Source organism: Rhodococcus sp. M8 (assembly GCF_015654185.1).
GTDB classification, from domain to species: domain Bacteria; phylum Actinomycetota; class Actinomycetes; order Mycobacteriales; family Mycobacteriaceae; genus Rhodococcus; species Rhodococcus aetherivorans.
Genome location: NZ_CP064065.1, coordinates 4274318 through 4290310, shown reverse-complemented (window position 1 = coordinate 4290310; position 15993 = coordinate 4274318). Strand labels below are relative to the sequence as shown.

Annotated in this window: 12 protein-coding genes and 1 pseudogene; 8 read left to right on the top strand and 5 right to left on the bottom strand. The window is 69.2% G+C overall.

Annotation, left to right across the window (positions count from 1 at the left end; genetic code table 11):
- Window positions 1–289: 289 nt before the first annotated feature.
- The 5 genes from ISO16_RS19385 to ISO16_RS19365 all read left to right on the top strand — a co-directional run bounded on the left by ISO16_RS19385 (window position 290) and on the right by ISO16_RS19365 (window position 4314).
- Window positions 290–1438: a beta-mannosidase gene (locus tag ISO16_RS19385; RefSeq protein WP_072634028.1), complete on the top strand. Its 1149-nt coding sequence runs from the start codon at window positions 290–292 to the stop codon at window positions 1436–1438.
- A 222-nt stretch (window positions 1439–1660) separates the two neighbouring features.
- Complete coding sequence (locus ISO16_RS19380) at window positions 1661–1936, top strand: DUF4193 family protein (RefSeq protein WP_006943118.1); 276 nt, start codon at window positions 1661–1663, stop codon at window positions 1934–1936.
- A gap of 151 nt (window positions 1937–2087) precedes the next feature.
- Complete coding sequence (locus tag ISO16_RS19375; RefSeq protein ID WP_006943117.1) at window positions 2088–2366, top strand: GlsB/YeaQ/YmgE family stress response membrane protein; 279 nt, start codon at window positions 2088–2090, stop codon at window positions 2364–2366.
- 217 nt (window positions 2367–2583) lie between these two features.
- Complete coding sequence (locus tag ISO16_RS19370) at window positions 2584–2766, top strand: hypothetical protein (RefSeq protein WP_029547113.1); 183 nt, start codon at window positions 2584–2586, stop codon at window positions 2764–2766.
- Window positions 2767–2988: 222 nt separating this feature from the next.
- Window positions 2989–4314, top strand: a complete 1326-nt coding sequence (locus tag ISO16_RS19365; protein ID WP_072634027.1) for an ammonium transporter — start codon at window positions 2989–2991, stop codon at window positions 4312–4314.
- A gap of 11 nt (window positions 4315–4325) precedes the next feature.
- Here the strand turns inward: ISO16_RS19365 and ISO16_RS19360 are convergent, their stop codons facing one another.
- Window positions 4326–5279, bottom strand: a complete 954-nt coding sequence (locus ISO16_RS19360; RefSeq protein WP_230304392.1) for an IS5 family transposase — start codon at window positions 5277–5279, stop codon at window positions 4326–4328.
- A 453-nt stretch (window positions 5280–5732) separates the two neighbouring features.
- On the opposite strand from ISO16_RS19360, the gene ISO16_RS19355 reads away from it, so the two are divergent.
- The 3 genes and pseudogenes from ISO16_RS19355 (at window position 5733) to ISO16_RS19345 (ending at window position 8360) form a co-directional block, all read left to right on the top strand.
- Window positions 5733–6062, top strand: coding sequence for a hypothetical protein (locus ISO16_RS19355; protein WP_072634026.1), 330 nt, complete (start codon window positions 5733–5735; stop codon window positions 6060–6062).
- Window positions 6063–6510: 448 nt separating this feature from the next.
- On the top strand, window positions 6511–7479 hold the full coding sequence (locus ISO16_RS19350; protein ID WP_072634025.1) for an alpha/beta hydrolase: 969 nt from the start codon (window positions 6511–6513) through the stop codon (window positions 7477–7479).
- A 279-nt stretch (window positions 7480–7758) separates the two neighbouring features.
- Window positions 7759–8360: pseudogene (locus ISO16_RS19345) on the top strand (C40 family peptidase).
- A 1002-nt stretch (window positions 8361–9362) separates the two neighbouring features.
- On the opposite strand, the gene ISO16_RS19340 reads toward ISO16_RS19345, so the two are convergent.
- The 4 genes from ISO16_RS19340 to ISO16_RS19325 all read right to left on the bottom strand — a co-directional run bounded on the left by ISO16_RS19340 (window position 9363) and on the right by ISO16_RS19325 (window position 15979).
- Complete coding sequence (locus tag ISO16_RS19340) at window positions 9363–9746, bottom strand: Zn-ribbon domain-containing OB-fold protein (protein WP_006943109.1); 384 nt, start codon at window positions 9744–9746, stop codon at window positions 9363–9365.
- Window positions 9743–10582, bottom strand: coding sequence for an alpha/beta fold hydrolase (locus tag ISO16_RS19335; RefSeq protein ID WP_442800801.1), 840 nt, complete (start codon window positions 10580–10582; stop codon window positions 9743–9745). Before ISO16_RS19335 ends, ISO16_RS19340 begins: the two co-directional genes overlap by 4 nt.
- 739 nt (window positions 10583–11321) lie before the next feature.
- The gene (locus ISO16_RS19330) at window positions 11322–14606 is read right to left on the bottom strand and encodes a protein kinase domain-containing protein (protein ID WP_072634023.1); all 3285 of its coding nucleotides are present in this window, start codon (window positions 14604–14606) and stop codon (window positions 11322–11324) included.
- Between the two features lie 797 nt (window positions 14607–15403).
- The gene (locus ISO16_RS19325; RefSeq protein ID WP_072634032.1) at window positions 15404–15979 is read right to left on the bottom strand and encodes an HhH-GPD-type base excision DNA repair protein; all 576 of its coding nucleotides are present in this window, start codon (window positions 15977–15979) and stop codon (window positions 15404–15406) included.
- Window positions 15980–15993 lie beyond the last annotated feature (14 nt).

Here is a 15993-nt window from a genome sequence, read left to right as displayed (position 1 = left end):
TTCGGATCCTCGTCGGCGATGGCGGAAGGGTGCGCAGCATCCGGTGGCGGGGTCGTACGGAACCTTCTGCAGGACAAGAATTCCGGGATGGGTGAACGGTTCGGCGACCACCGCTCGATGCGACCGGGAACAGATACGGGACACGGCATCTACTCCTGGATCAACCTCACTCGTCGGCCCGGCTGCTACGCAGCACAGATTAGCACTCACCGAGCCTGAGTGCTAACGCGGCGGTGTCGCGCGGTTCGCATGCGCAGCCGATCCGGCTCCGCGCCAGTACAGTTCCTCCATGGGATCGGGGAGCACGGCAAAGGCGTGGGCGGTGGGTCTCTCGATCGTCGCCGCGGCGACGATCGGCACGGCCGGCACCGCCGCCGCCGATCCGGATCCGGGCGCGCGGGTCACCACCGACGGCACGGCGCTGCGGCTCGACGGGCAGCCCTGGTGGCCGACCGGCTTCAACGCCTACCAACTGGGCACGAACTGGGCGGTGAACTGGGGCTGCGGCGCCATGGTCGATCTGGATGCGTACTTCGGCGCGCTGCCATCGCATTCGCTCACCCGCTTCAACGCCTTCCAGGCCCTGGCCGTCGACCGGTTCACCGGCGAACTCGACTTCGGCCCGCTCGACGCCGTGTTCGCCGCGGCGGAGGCCCACGGTCAACTCGTGATCCCGGTCCTTGCCGCCCAGGACGGCGCGTGCGAGGACGAGGCGTTCAAGGACCGGCAGTGGTATGTCGACGGATGGACGGAGCCGGTCGATCACGAGCGCGCCGTGCTGAGTTTCCGGGACTGGGTGACGACGGCGGTGACGCGGTGGAAGGACTCCCCGGCGCTGGCTGCATGGGAACTCGTCGGCGAACCCGAGACCAGCATGTGCACCGACGCGGCGTGCTCGTGGTGGCTGCGGCAGTGCCCGCCGGACGCGGCGGCCGTCCTGCGCGGGTTCTTCGACACGGCGGGGGCGCAGGTCCGCGCGATCGATCCCCGCACCCTGATCACCGCAGGGCTCACCGGCGGCGGGCAGTGCGGCACACAGGGCGACGAGTACGCGCTGGTCGGGTCGTCCCCCTTCGTGGACGTCGTCCAGTACCACGACTACGGCGCCGACGGGATCCCGTTGCCCGGCGACCAGTGGAACGGCCTGGCGCGCCGCATCGCCCAGGCCCAGCAGATCGACAAGCCGCTGCTGGTGGCCGAGATCGGCGAGCCGGCGGGCTGGTGCGGGGCCACGGCCGACCGCGCCGAGCACATCGCGACGAAAATCGAGGGACAGAAGACGGCCGGCACCGCCGGGGCGCTTCTCTGGGCCTTCGTCCCCGATCCCCGGCCGGACTCCTGCACCTACGACATCGGCCCAGACGACGAATTGTGGGACGTGATCGAGGAATTCGGAACCTCGGGCGCATCCGTCGGGCCCATCCCGAACACCGGATAGCCGGGGCCCGCGCGCGGCGAGACCACCCGTCCGGTCGGACGGCCGGCCTGGATCGCCCACCGGTTCCGGCACAGTGGTTTGGTATCTCCCCGGTCCGGGTACAGGAGGGCGATCACGGCCCGGCGTCGCCCTCACCGGCACCCGCCGGAAGGTGACACGAAGAAGACATCGCACCGCGCGGCTGGTGCCGTCGCCGGGCGGCGACCAGGACTGAGGAGGGTCATGACACTCGACTACGACACCCGTAAAGAGCTCGACACGGACGAGCTGACCGCCCCGACGCTTCCGGCGGTGAGCGAGACCGTGGAGCCGGACGACGGCGACATCGCCGAGTTCTTCGAACTCCCCGGCGCCGACCTGTCCGGCGAGGAGCTCACCGCCCCGGTCGTCCCCCGGCGGAACGACGAGTTCGTCTGCGACAGCTGTTTCCTGGTCCACCACCACAGCAGGCTCGCGCCGTCCGACGACGGCACGACACGCTGCCGGGACTGCAGCTGACGGACCTCGGCGGAAGGCGCAGAACGAGAACAATTTTCCGCCGAGGTGTAGTCCCTCGCTCTACGGGGTAACCGAAGTCGTGACCACGCCGGCGACGGCGGGTGAAGACCGGAGGGGATCGACGAGATTCCCGAACGAAGGGAAGTGGAGCGTGCTCGGACTCGGAATCATCGGGTGGATCATCATCGGCGGCCTCGCCGGCTGGATCGGTAGCAAGATCATGAAGACCGACGAGCAACAGGGCATCCTGCTGAACATCGTCGTGGGTGTCATCGGCGGTCTGCTCGGCGGCTTCCTGCTCAAGCTCTTCGGTGTCGATGTGGCGGGCGGCGGCCTGATCTTCAGCTTCCTCACCTGCCTCCTCGGTGCGGTGATCCTGCTGTTCCTGGTCAAGGCTGTCACCGGCCGCCGCACGGTCCACCACCGGTAATCTCGCCGACCAGTCACCACACGCGCAGCGGCCTCCCGTCGCCCCGTTCCGGGGCACGGGAGGCCGCTGCGCTGCACGGGCCGAATCCGCGCCGGGCGTGTCGGCCGTCATCCGCTGCGAAAACGGGACCTTTCCGGCATGCTGGCCGGGTGGATGGCGCGTGCGGTGAGCGTGGCGGTCATCCGGGGAACGCCGCCGAGCGACGAGAGGGACACCGATGGACGACACCGCAGCAACGAGGGCACGCTCCGCCACGGCGGGCCGCACCCCGCAGGAGACCCCCGAGCTGTCCTCGGAGGATCTCGCCGCCGTCGTGGAGGCGCTGACCGGCCGTCCGGCAGACATCCCGGAGTCCGAGCCGGCCCCGAAACGACGCCGATCGCCCCGCAAGAAGACCTGAGCCCCCGGCCGCCGACCTCGTCGGTCCCGTAGCGGGCGAACCTCGCGAACACCGCTCTGCGGCACCGCCCGTGCGCGGCTACCGGGACTCCCTCGCGGCCACTTGTCCGAAATGACCGTTTCCGTAACTCGCTCGCAACACCCGCGCCGCGTGGCAGAAACCGGACCGGCACATCGTGGATACCCGGCGCACCGAGAACCGTGCGCGTGAGGAGAATCTGCCGTGTCACCCACGATCGACGCCGGGGCCACCGCGTGGCTGCTGGCGAGCACCGCCCTCGTCCTGCTGATGACCCCGGGTCTCGCCTTGTTCTACGGCGGGATGGTCCGCTCCACCGGCGTCCTCAACATGATCATGATGAGCTTCGTGTCGATCCCGCTCGTCACGGTCACGTGGCTCGTCGCGGGCTACACGCTCAGCTTCGACGACGATCTCGGCGGCGGAGTGCTCGGCGGATTCGCACACCTGGGGATGAGCGGTATCGGGCCCGACACCGTCCACGGCCAGGTACCGGAACTCCTGTTCGCCACCTTCCAATTGACCTTCGCGATCATCACCGCCGCCCTCGTCAGCGGGGCGATCGCCGACCGGGCCAAGTTCTCCGCCTGGATGCTGTTCGTGCCTGTCTGGGCACTGCTCGTGTACGTCCCTGTCGCCCACTGGGTCTGGGGACCCGACGGCTGGATCGCACGGCTCGGCGTGCTCGACTACGCGGGTGGACTCGTCGTCGAAACCGTCTCCGGAGCGTCCGGTCTGGCCCTGGCACTGGTGCTCGGACCAAGGCTGGGATTCCGTTCCGAGTCCATGCGGCCGCACAACCTCCCGATCGTCCTGCTCGGCGTGGGCCTGCTGTGGTTCGGCTGGTTCGGATTCAACGCCGGCTCCGCCCTGGCCGCCGACGGCAAGGCCGCCGCGGTCTTCCTCAACACGCTCGTCGCCGGGTGCACCGGCATGCTCGGGTGGCTGTTCGTCGAACAGCGCCGCGACGGGCACCCCACCACGTTCGGCGCCGCCTCGGGCGTCGTCGCCGGCCTGGTGGCGATCACCCCCGCGTGCGGCACCGTCGATGTTCTCGGTGCGCTCGTCGTCGGCGCGGTGGCCGGCATCGTCTGTTCGTACGCCGTGGGCTGGAAGTTCCGCCTGGGCTACGACGATTCGCTCGACGTCGTCGGCGTGCACCTGATGGGCGGCATCGTCGGCACCGTTCTCGTCGGCGTGCTCGCGACCGCCGTGATGACCGACGGTCCGGAAGGATTGCTGTACGGCGGCGGCTTCGCGCAGCTCGGCAAGCAGGTCCTCGCGGTACTGGTGGTGGGGTTCTACGCCTTCGGCGTGACCTTCGGTCTCGGCAAGCTGATCGACCGCACCTTCGGCTTCCGGGTCAGCAAGGAGGACGAGGCGTCCGGTATCGACCTGGCCCTGCACGCCGAATCCGCCTACGAACACGGCGTGCCCGGGCACGGGGCGATGGGCGGGGTCAATCCGCTGCACTCGGTCTTCCCGTCCCAGGCACGGGAAGACGCCGTGCCCGGCGACGACGAGCACTAGGGCGTGTTTCATCAGCGGTCGGGCCGGAGCCACTGATTGATGGCGGCGATTCGGACGGTGGCGGTATAGCGGACCGCAAGTTTGTCGTATCTGGTTGCCACCGCGCGGTTCTGCTCGAGCGTGTTGATACCGCACTCGACAGCATGACGCTGCTTGTAGTGCTCGGTGTCGAACTCCGGCGGACGTCCACCGGACGACCCCTTCCGCGTCCGGTGGGCAGCCTGATCGGACTTGACCGGAATGGTCGCGCGGATACCGCGTTTACGCGGGTAGGCGCGATTTCCGGTGCTGCTGTATGCCTTGTCGGCCAGCACACGATCCGGCCGGGTACACGGCCGACCGCGGCCGGTCCGCGGCACACCGATCCCGTCGAGAACCGCGGTGAACTGCGGACTGCCCCCGCTGACCGGCGGTGACCACGCTCGACAACGGTTTGCGGCCCTGCTCGCAGGCCAGATGGGTCTTGGTGGTCCACCCACCACGCGACCGTCCCCACGCGTGATCCTCCGGTTCGGTCTCCACCCCGCCGGGTGGCTCTCGATCTGCTGATCGCCGTCCCCGCGGGCCCCGGCCGCATGCTGGTGCGCCCGCGCGATGGTCGAGTCGACGCCGACGTCCCACACGATCGCGCCGGCAGCGTCGGCGAGTGCCTGCAACGCCGTCAGGATCTGTGCCCACACTCCGCCGCGCTGCCGGCGCCGGAACAGCCCGTACACCGTCTGCCACGGTCCGTACCGGGCCGGGACGTCCCGCCAGGGGGTGCCCGTGCGGGTCCGCCACCGGATGCCGTCGATGAGCTGGCGTTTCGTCCATTTCGGCGGGCGGCCCGCCTTCTCTCCCCGGGGCAGCTGCGGAGCCAACCGCGCCCACTGCGCGTCGGTCAGGTCTGCTCGCCCCGGCCGATGCCGATACCGTGTCCGGTCACGGCCGAGACCACCGGGCACCGCCCGGAGGCCTGCCGGCATCCTCGACGAGGGTGGCCGCCGTCCGCGTGGTGCAAGCCTCGCGTCGAGCCGAAACCGGTGGTCCTCGAGAGGTTTCGGCACGTGCACACTGCGGAATGCCGGGAGCACCCACCTCATCGCGACCGCCCGTGGTGATGAACGGGGGGCAGGGACAGCTGTCGCCCCCAGGCCGTCGATGGCGGTGTCACCTGTCTGCTCCCTCCGGGTCCGCGGGCGCACCCAACCGGCCTCGGGCGGGCGAACGATCCGCCGCCCACCCCGGTCGAGAGTTCCGTCGGCGAGAAACAGGTATCCCTCCGGGTCGTTCGGCCGATGCCCTCGGGCCCCACGGCGGGCAACGATACGCCCTGACACACACTGCGCAGGCCGGGTTCCCTGGTGGCGCCGACACCGTTCGTCGTCGCCCTTCGGAATGGACCCGGCGCGTGGACTGCACGAAAGGGGCCCGCACCGATGACGGCAGAATCGTCCGGCTGGGGGGACTATGTCACGGCGGCGTTCTCCCGCGATTTCGTCGCCGAGGGATTCGACTACGACACCGTCGAACAGATCCACCGCGGCGACTTCGACGAGTGGCGGGTTGCGCTGGCCCGCTCGGGTCTGTTCACCAACCGCGCCCTCGCCGAGGCGGTGCGCTGCTGGCAGAACAATCCCTCCTCCCTGCTCAACGCCCTGCTCGCGGACGCGGACGAGATGACCGACAAGCGCTACCGGACCGCGTGGAACGCACTGGACCGAACTGCACACGACGGCTCCGTCCGGGCCGCGGCCCGGTATGCATGAGCGCTCCCCGCGGCAGAGCGGTCTGCAGCACGCCCCACGCCGCGAGCGGACCCACCGGCCGGCGAGACCGCGATGCTCCGAAACAGTACGTCCGGTCTCGCTGGGCGCCGACCGGGCAGATGCCGCGATCGCCCCGGCAGTCGTCGTCGGTGCGTGCGCCCCCGGACCGGCACCGTGTCCAGACCCCGACGTCGGCACCGCCGTTGTGCCGACGCCTCAACAGATATGTGCACGCCGACTCGGACTCCACCTCGGCAGCGTGCATAGTCCCCCGGCCCACACGTGCCCGACCCGTCCGGCGGCGCAAGAACGAACTGATGTGAGGACCATCGTGACGACCACCCCACCGTCGGAACCCGGCGATCTCGACGGATGCGCCGCACCGCACGGGCCAGGAGTCCCCCTTCGCCCCACCCAGGTGCGTGGGAGGCACTTCCCCGGAGCCAGCGTGCAGGCGCAACTGCTGGCGCGATCGCTCCAGCTGACCCTGCGCCCTGTGCTCTCCCTGTGGGCGCGCGCGTCCGGGCTGCCGTGGCCGACCAACCTGATCGAATCCGTCGGAAACCTGCTGCCGCCGATCGAGGGCACCCGGTGCGGACCCGCGACGCTCCCGCACTGCGGCGCGCTCTGGGTCCAGGCCCGCGACGTCGGTGCCGACCGCGTCGTCCTCTACCTGCACGGCGGCGCGTTTCTGTGCTGTGGCCTGCGCACGCACCGGCGCCTCGTCTCGCGCATCTCCGCCGAGGCACATGCACCGGTGCTGATGGTCGACTACCGGATGCTGCCCACCCATACGATCGACGACGCCATCGACGACAGCATCGACGGGTATCGGCTGCTCCTGGCCACCGGCTACCGGCCCGAGCAGATCGTGATCGCCGGCGACTCCGCCGGCGGCTACCTGTCGTTCATGGTGCCGCTGCGGCTCCGTGACGCGCACCTGCCCGCCCCCGCAGCCGTTGTGACGCTCTCCCCGCTGACCGAGTTGGATCCGGCCCGCAAACTGGCCCACCCCAACGCGGACCGGTGCGCCCTGCTGCCCGCCACCGCCGCGGCGGAACTGTCCCGACTCGCCCGACGCCTCGAAGCCCACCGGGCGACCAGCCCCTACGCCCGGGCCCGGCTGTGCCCGATCGAACACGATCTGCGCGGCATGCCCCCGACGCTGATCCAGGTGGGGTCGGACGAGCTGCTGCTGCCGGACGCCGAAACCATGGCCCACCGGCTCACCGAGGCCGGCAGCTACTGCGAGCTGCAGATCTGGGACCGCCAGGTGCACGTGTTCCAGGCCGCGGCCGATCTGCTGCCCGAATCCCGGCGGGCCATCGCCGAGATCGGCCACTTCATCCGGTCCATGGTCCCGGCCCGGGCACCCGGTGCGGTACGCCCCCAGAAGACACCGGGATGCCCCGCATAGCATGCGGTTTCGGGACCGGAGTGGGACCCGCGCCCGCCGACTCACCGACCGATTCCGGCGTGACGGGTTCCGGGGCGGCGACATATCTCAGCGTGGGTGACCCGGCCGCCGGTGCCGGGAGGTAGGCCCGCTTGTGATCTACCCGCATCACCGAACCAGGTAGGTGTATGGGCCGATCGGCCGTTGTCCGCCTCGTTCGTGACCGGAATGTTATGGAGTGTTCCGTCCGAGCGGCACCTGGATCCCTCGGACACCGTATGACACGAAGGACTCCATTTCATGTCCAAGCACAGAGTGCGTCGGGGCAACCGCCAGCAGGTCTCGACCACAGGACTGCTGATCGCCGGGGGTGTGACGGTGGCAGCATGCCTGCTTCCGGCGTCTCCTGCCGCAGCGGAGCCGATCACGATTCCCGGGATCGGAACGTTCGACCTCCCCCACACGCCGGCGCTTCCTCCTGCGCCCACCCCTGCACCCCTCCCGGTTCCCCACCCTGCGCCCCTCCCCGACACGGCACCCTCACTGCCGCCGTCGCCGTCGACCCACGGTGCGCGGGCGCTCGCCGCGGCCGAGTCGAAGATCGGCGCACCGTACGTCTGGCTGCGGCGGGGCCGGATGCGTTCGATTGCTCGGGTCTGGTCCAGTGGGCGTACCAGCAGGTCGGCGTCGTCGTGCCGCGCACCACCTACGACCAGCTCGACGGGGGACAACCGGTGGATCGGGCACACCTGCAGCCCGGCGATCTCGTGCTGTTCAACGGAGCGCAGCATGTCGGGCTCTACGCCGGGAACGGCACGGTCGTCCACGCCCCCACCGCCGGGCAGTCGGTGAAACAGGCACCACTGGACTCGATGCCGTTCTACGCGGCCCGCCGGTACTAGGCTCGGCCGCCCCGGGTTCCTGCCGAGAATCAGCCGGTACGAGGGGTGAACGGGTCCCGGGGCCCGACGAAACTCCGATCCGGTGCACAGCCCGTGAGCCATGCTCACAGGGTGCAGAGGCGATCGTCGGGTGTGCCCGAACGCCGTGGTGGGTCGGCGTGTGCGGCCGCGGTGGCGATCGGTGGCGCATCGAGAACCAGCGACGAGACCTGGGGTAAGCCGCTCCCCCAGGCCACGATCCGGCGGCACCATGCATCGATCCGCGCCTTACGCCGGACCTTCCCTCCCGCGGGGCGCTCAGGGATATCGGTACTGCCCTCGTTCGGTGGGAAGTCGCACTCGACGGGATCCGCCACCAGGAGCACGCGCGTGCCCCGCGGGAACATCCCAAGCCCGAAACCTGGCATACCTGACTGCTAAGTGCTTTTCGTCAGTGCGGGCATGTGTTCGCCTCTCGATCGCCATGCTGCTCCCGATCGTGGGTTCCATGCGCCCCGGCCGATGCCGATACCGTGTCCGGTCACGGTCGAGACCACCAGGCACCGCTCGGGGCCTGCCGGCATCCTCGACGAGGGCGGCAGCCGTCCGCGTAGTGCAGAGCTCTTCGTCGCGCCTCTTCACTGCGATGCACTGCGCTTCGGACGGCGCGGGTGCCATCGAGGCGATGCCGGGACGTCGGCGCCGTCGGTACGAGCGTGGCGGCGTCACCGAGAACACGTCGCCGACGGGACGCCCAGATCGCAAACAAACTCGACTGTCGGCCTCTCGTCGGCATCACGCCCGGGACGGCCGCCCCTTCCGGACGCGTACATCGTGTCGTGCCGGAGGGAAATTGCTGTCCACCAGCGGTCGATGACGAGACGCTGTCCGACCCAGGTCGGGCCCTGCGTCACGAAACAGGGACGGCAACGACACAAACTTCGGCGAGGAGTTGACCCCCTTCATGTCTCCTCCCAATACTGTTGTTCAGCAATGCTTTTCAAGTGCAGACAGGAGCGGTGGTCACTCGGAGTCGCGGGGTACGAAGATCGGGAATCGCTCGCCTGGCTGCGTGGACCGGAACCGCACCCGTACCGGCCGCTCGGTGGGCACCGGAACGTCGCCGTCGATCCACGAATAGACCCAGGGGCCCTCGTCGAGTGCGACGATGGCGATGATCGACGGGCAGGGCGCGCCGCACACCGGGTCGGGGGTGCGATCGACGACCCGGCACGAGACGATCACTCCCGCGCCGGCCGAGGAGATGGGTTCGAGAGTGCGGGCGCCGCACGAGGGACAGCGCCCGGTCAGGGGTGCGAGCACCGCGGCGCAGCCCTGGCACTTCCAGATGACGAGTTTGCCGAATCGGGTGGTCTCGCGTCCGCGACGGGCGAGACCGGTGCTCACGACGCCACCTCGGTGGGGAGCCGGTCCAAGGCGGTGCGCATCGTGTGACCGAAACACTCCGGGTCGGTGATCGGCCACCCGTGTCCACCCGCGACGGTGAACACCGGCGGTCCCCCCAGGCCCGCGCGGAGCGATTCGACGCTCGCCCACGGGACCAGGCGGTCGCCCCGGCTCCACACCAGCGCTACCGGTAGACGTCGTTGCGCGAGCCGGTGCAGCTCAGCGGTCAGGTCCCCACCCCGGGCGGTGGGGTCCGTGCGCCCCACGCTTCCCGGATCACCGACGTCGTGGCGACTGGTAGTGGTGGGACGAGTCCGTGTGGTCGAGGCGAGCATCCGCAGCGACAGCGCGTCCCCCAGAGCCTCAGCGCCCCGCTCCCACAGAGGTCCGTCACCGTGCGGGGGCGTCGCACCATTGACGTCCGGCCACGCTCCTGCCCCGACGGAGTTGACGAGAACCAGTCGCGCTATCCGATCCGGAAGATCGTGGGCGGCCCGGATCGCCAGCGCCCCGCCGAACGAGTGCCCGACCAGGGTGACCGGACCGAGTCCGGCAGCGCCGAGGAACCGTCCGAGCCAGGCTGCGCCGTCCGCCAGGGTCCGCTTGTCGAGGGGACGGTCCGGCACTCCGGCGAACCCGGGGATCGCCGGGGCGTAGACCCGACAGCTCCGGGCAAGCCGGGCCAAGGCGTGACGGTAGATCCAAGGCGTCAATCCCCATCCGGGAACGAAGACCACCGGCGATCCCCGCCCGAGAACGCCGCACACCTCCGCCTGGGCGTCGACGCGAACAGTGGACCAATGGATCGCTGTGTGGTGACCGTGGGCTCGGGTCACCGGAGATCGGTGTCGGTAGTGCATCGGATGGACCTTCGGTCGATCTGGTGAGACATGTCACACCATGGCCCGCCTGTCGCGGCCAGGCGACGGCCGTAATACCTAGCGGCATACCTATTTTTTCAGAGGAAGGAAACTGGTCGGTACGAAATGAAGGCCGACGGCCGCACTCCGGCATACCTTTTCGCACTGCCCGAACGTCCCTAGGGGCGGAGTCATCGGCCTCCGTGTCCCGCCAAGTATCGGTTGCCGCGACATGACCAACACCGAAAGCGATTATTTCACAGCACTATTCTGTGTCGATTGCATTCATTCACGGCAGTGGAGTGCAAAGTTCACCGTCGAATACTGCAGAAGTTACCGCTCACACATCCCTTTCGCGGCACAGTCCGGTGCATACCGATCGGTCCTTACAAGAGCTGGGAAGCGCGGTGTTTGGGACTGTCAGGTACTACCGGTCCGTCCACGCAACGTCCCTGCGAGTTCCGCGACTTCCTCGAGGCTGTGCGAGTACTCCGACCCGGAAAGAAGTTGTATGTGGTGATCAACGACTTCAGTGTGAGGCTCCGCGCTCCTTCGCGCTGGACGGACCTGTTCACCAAGACCATGCGGACCACACGCCGCCATCGTTCCTACACGCTGGCGAAATCCCGCGCCGATCTGAAGACGAATTGTTCCGCCCCAACGATCCTGGACCGTGCAGCCGCATTACTCGGTCCAGGTTTTCCTGACATGCCACTTAGTCGTGCGTCTGCTCGGTGACCCAAGCCGCGACCTGGGCCCGGGAGGTGAATCCGAGTTTGGCCAGGATGTGCTCCACATGGCCTTGTGCCGTGCGAGGGGAGATCACCAGGCGACGGGCGATGGCCTGATTCGTCAGGCCTTCGCCGATCAGGTCGGCGACTTGGCGTTCCCTCTTGGTCAGTCGCGCCGACGCCTCGGTGCCGGGCGGGGAGTCGACTGGCGGGTGCTCGCGCAAGGCGTAGGCGATGGCCGCGTCGAAGCCGAATTGCTCACCTTGGCGGTAGGCCGCGCTGAAGGCGTCGCCCCCGAGCTTCTGCCGGGTCTTGCGGGCACATTCTTCGTGGTAAGCAACCAGATGGGAGTGAATGATCGGGGAACTGCCGATCGCCTGCGCCAACCCGTCCGCAGCTCCCATCAGAACCGCAGCCCGACGTGCATCGCGTTGGTCGACGCTGATCCAGGCCAGCGCCTCGAGGGAGGCTGCAACGATGTGGGGACTGCGCACCTGCCGGGACAGCTCCAGTGATTCCTCGAGAAACTGCGCCGAACGACTTGTATTACCCTGCTGCCACAGGATAATTCCCAAGGCCCACAGCGCATACGATCGATGCACCGTCTCGCCGTGCGTTGTCGTGATCGCGAGGACCCGCTCATGGCATTCGAGTGCCTCCTCTCTCAGGCCGGACAGCCCATAGGCCGTCCCGAGTGCCGTCAGCGCAGTCACCTCGAGCGTCCGATCGCCGCGTTCACTGAACTGTGCAAGTGCGGATTCGAGGTGAGAACGGGCATGTTCGAAATCACCGCTGAGGAGTCCGAGCCTTCCGTCGGCGAAGGAAACCAACGCGCGCGCCAGAGGGTCGGTGGTCTGCGCGGCGAGCGTGCGCGCGTGCTCGACGAGTGTGGTCCCGGCGTGGAAGTCGCCCTGGACGTTGGCCATTACGCTGGCACAGTAGAGCGCCCTGGCCCGTTCGAGGATGGGTGGGCCGTCCTGGCGGGCGAGCAGCTGGTCGTACCAGCGCCGCCCCTCGTTGTAGAGGCTCTGAGAGCTCCAGAACGAGAACAGTGCGGCAGCGATGCGCAGTCCGGCGACGGGATCGTCCTTGACGCAGAAGTCCAGTGCCTCGCGAATGTTCGGTTGTTCCCGCTTCAGTCGGGCGATCCAGTCGAGCTGGCGGGCGCTGATCCACTCGGCCTCCGCGGCGCGCGCCAACGCCTCGTACCAGTCCCGGTGCCGGCGACGCACGGCAATGTCCTCGCCGGACTGCTCGAGCTTCTCGACGCCGTAGTCGCGCAGCGTCTCGAGCATCCGGAACCGCACCACCGACCCGGCCTCCTCCCGGATCAGGATCGACTTGTCCACCAGGGCGGTCAGGGTGTCGAGCACCTCGCCCGCGGCCATATCTGCACCGCACACCTGCTCCGCGGCGTCGAGGTCGAAGCTGCCCGCGAACACCGCCACCCGACCCCACACCCGTTGCTCGACGGCGGTGCACAACTCGAAACTCCAGTCGATACACCACCGCAGCGTCTGTTGCCGCGTCGGCGCACCCCGGCTGCCGCGGGTGAGCAGGGTGTAGCGGTCGGTGAGCCGCTCGAGGATCTGCACGGGGGAGAGCGCCCGCAGCCGGGCCGCGGCCAGCTCGATCGGCAGGGGCAACCCGTCGAGCCGGTGGCAGATCCGTGCCACCGTCGCCGCGTTGTTCTCGGTGAGCGCGAAACCGGGCACGGCGGCCGCGGCGCGTTCGGTGAACATTTTCACCGCCTCGTATCGGGGCAACGTCCGCATCGAGGGTGGCTGCTGTGGATCCGGGACCGTCAGCGGGGGGACGGCGAGCACCGCCTCTCCGCCGAGGACCAGGGGTTCGCGGCTGGTGGCCAGGATCCGCAGCCGAGGACACGTTCGCAGCAGCAGGTCGGCGAGGTCGGCGACCGCGTCGATCAGGTGCTCGCAGTTGTCGAGCACCACCAGCACCTGCCGCGGGGCGAGGAATTCGAGCAGCACTTCCTGCATCGGCCGCGCCGACTGGTCCCGCAGCCCCACTGCGGCGGCCACCGCGTCGAGCAGCGACGCGCGGTCGTGCAGCTCCCCGAGTTCGACCAGGCGCACCCCTTGGGCGTAGTCGCGCTGCACCGCCGCGGCGACGCGCATCGCCAGGCGGGTCTTGCCGACTCCGCCGATTCCGGTCAACGTCACCAGCCGGGAGCCGGTCAGGAGGTTCTTCGCCTCGGTGAGCTCGTGCCGGCGGCCGACGAAACTGGTCCGCTCCAGGGGCAGACTGCCGGTGGTGCCCGGCGTGGTGGGTGCCGTGGTCCGGCGTCGGCCGCTCAGCACCGGCCCGGGGTCCCCGGCCTCCGAGTCGACCTCGGCCTCTGCGTCGGGTTCGGCGCGTAGGGCCATGTCGTCGACCGGGAGGTCGTGGTTGCGTTGCAGCTGCTGCAATTGGGTCCCGAAGGCGGCGGCGGTGGCCGGACGCCGACCGGGCTGGCGGGCCATCGCCCGGGCGATCGTGTCGGCCACGTCGTCGGGGATCCCGTGCTCGCGCAGATCCGGCACCGGTTGCGTGGTGATCCGCAGGAACTGCGCGACCACCTGCTCCCCGCTGCGGCGTTCGAACGCGGCGTGGCCGGTCAGCGCACTGAACACGGTGGCGCCGAGTCCGTAGACGTCGGCGGCCGGACTCGGTGGATCCCCGGCCAGCACCTCCGGCGCGGTGTAGGCGGGCGATCCGGTGACGGCGCCGGTGGCGGTCTCGAACGCCCCGGCGATGTGCGCGATGCCGAAGTCGGCCAGTTGCGGTTCGCCGTACTCGGTGAGCAGGATGTTCGCCGGTTTGACATCGCGGTGCATGATGCCGAGCCGGTGCGCGGCCTCGAGCGCCCCGGCCATCTTCACCCCGAGCCGCAGGGCCTGATCCAGCGGCAGCGGCCCGTGCCGGTGGAGTCGCGCGTCGAGGGAACCCTGCGGGTGGTACGGCATCACCAGGTAGGGCCGGCCGCTGGCGGTGGTGCCGACCTGCAGGATGGGGACGATGTGCGGGTGCCCGGTCAGCCGCCCCATCGCCCGCTGCTCCCGGAGGAACCGTGCCCGGTTCTCCTCGTCGAGGTCGACGGTGAGTACCTTCACCGCCACCGTGCGATCCAGGTCCGCCTGGGTGCAGCGGTAGACCACGCCGAACCCGCCGCGGCCGATCTCCTGAACGTCGTCGAACCCGGCGTCGGCCAACTCCGCGGCCGGAGGCGGTGGGTATCTCTGCGTATCGCGCGGATCTCCGGCACCCATCGGTACGAGCTACTCACTCCGTCGACTCGCTACTCCCGCGCACCGGTCCCGACGGCCCGACCAGCGCAAGCTTCTCTGTGCACCCACCTGGTGAGGTGTGCCCTCAGGATATCGCCGTACGCAGTCGACAGCGCCGTCGACCGCTTCGGACCTGTCGACAAGACCCCTCCCCGGTGCGGCACCCGTGGTGATCAGTTTCGAGGCCACGGACCACGGGGTGCAGGGTGCGGCAGGTCATCCGCTGGAGACCGCAGCCATCCCCATGTCCCAGACTCTCGCCTGGGCCGTCGATGAAGCACCTCGGCGGCGACGGTGACCTGGGCGACGGTGACCTCGAGATGCCGGCAGCCGGCGAGGACCTGCTCGAGCCCGCTCTGCTCGTCGGCGGTCAGGTCATCGGAGCGCAGCCTCGAAAGACACGATCCGCCGGACCTTCGGCGCCGACCTTCCGAGCGGGGCGGCTCCGACCTTACGCCGTGGCCGTAGGTAGTGGCGGACGGTGGCGCAGCTCCGGCGATACTCCAATGTCCGACGTTCCTCGGAGACAGCAGAAGTGGAGACTTATCCGTAGTTGAGCCCACGCACGGAGACATCCGGCGAACTCGTCCCGCAGGCTGGGACGGCCGGCACGGCGATGACGAAGCGGAATCCACCGAGACAATCGGATCTTCCGGTAACCGGCGCCGGTGCGCCGAACCCCATTACCAATTGGCCACTCACATTCGTCGTTGCCGCGACATGGTGGGTGTCCATGTGGGTGCCGCTCCCCATAGACGCCGATCGCGCTCTAGCGCGGCTCACTTCTTCTTCGCGGCCGCCTTCGACGCCTTCTTGAACTCCCGGACCTCCTGCAGGGTCTGCGCGTCGACGACGTCGGCGATGGACCGCCGCGACCCGTCCTCGCCGTACTCCCCCGCGGCTTCCCGCCAGCCCTCCGGCCGCACCCCGATCTGCTTGCCCAGCAGAGCCAGGAAGATCCGGGCCTTCTGGTCGCCGTAGCCGGGCAGGGCCTTCAGGCGCTTCAGCACCTCCTTGCCGTCGGGGTCGCCGCTCGTCCACAGTGCTGCCGCGTCGCCGTCGTAGCGGTCCGTGACCTCGGCGCACAGCGCCTGGATCCGCTTGGCCATCGATCCGGGAAACCGGTGCACGGCCGGCGGCCGGGCGCAGATCGCGGCGAACTCGTCCGGATCGGCGTCGGCAATGCGGTACACGTCCAGACCACCGAGGCGGTCGGCGAGCTTCTTCGGTCCCGCGAACGCGATCTCCATCGGAACCTGCTGATCGAGGAGCATCCCGATGAGCAGGGCGAGCGGATCGGCGGCGAGCAACGCATCGGCGTCGGCATCGCCCACGAGGTTCAACGTCGGTGCCATGGCCACGATCATGG

Bases quoted from the DNA above. Each gene is read 5' to 3' on its own strand.
- ISO16_RS19385 (WP_072634028.1), top strand. From the start codon at position 290: ATGGGATCGGGGAGCACGGCAAAGGCGTGGGCGGTGGGTCTCTCGATC.
- ISO16_RS19380 (WP_006943118.1), top strand. From the start codon at position 1,661: ATGACACTCGACTACGACACCCGTAAAGAGCTCGACACGGACGAGCTG.
- ISO16_RS19370 (WP_029547113.1), top strand. From the start codon at position 2,584: ATGGACGACACCGCAGCAACGAGGGCACGCTCCGCCACGGCGGGCCGC.
- ISO16_RS19360 (WP_230304392.1), bottom strand. From the start codon at position 5,279: ATGCCGGCAGGCCTCCGGGCGGTGCCCGGTGGTCTCGGCCGTGACCGG.
- ISO16_RS19355 (WP_072634026.1), top strand. From the start codon at position 5,733: ATGACGGCAGAATCGTCCGGCTGGGGGGACTATGTCACGGCGGCGTTC.
- ISO16_RS19330 (WP_072634023.1), bottom strand. From the start codon at position 14,606: ATGGGTGCCGGAGATCCGCGCGATACGCAGAGATACCCACCGCCTCCG.
- ISO16_RS19325 (WP_072634032.1), bottom strand. From the start codon at position 15,979: ATGGCACCGACGTTGAACCTCGTGGGCGATGCCGACGCCGATGCGTTG.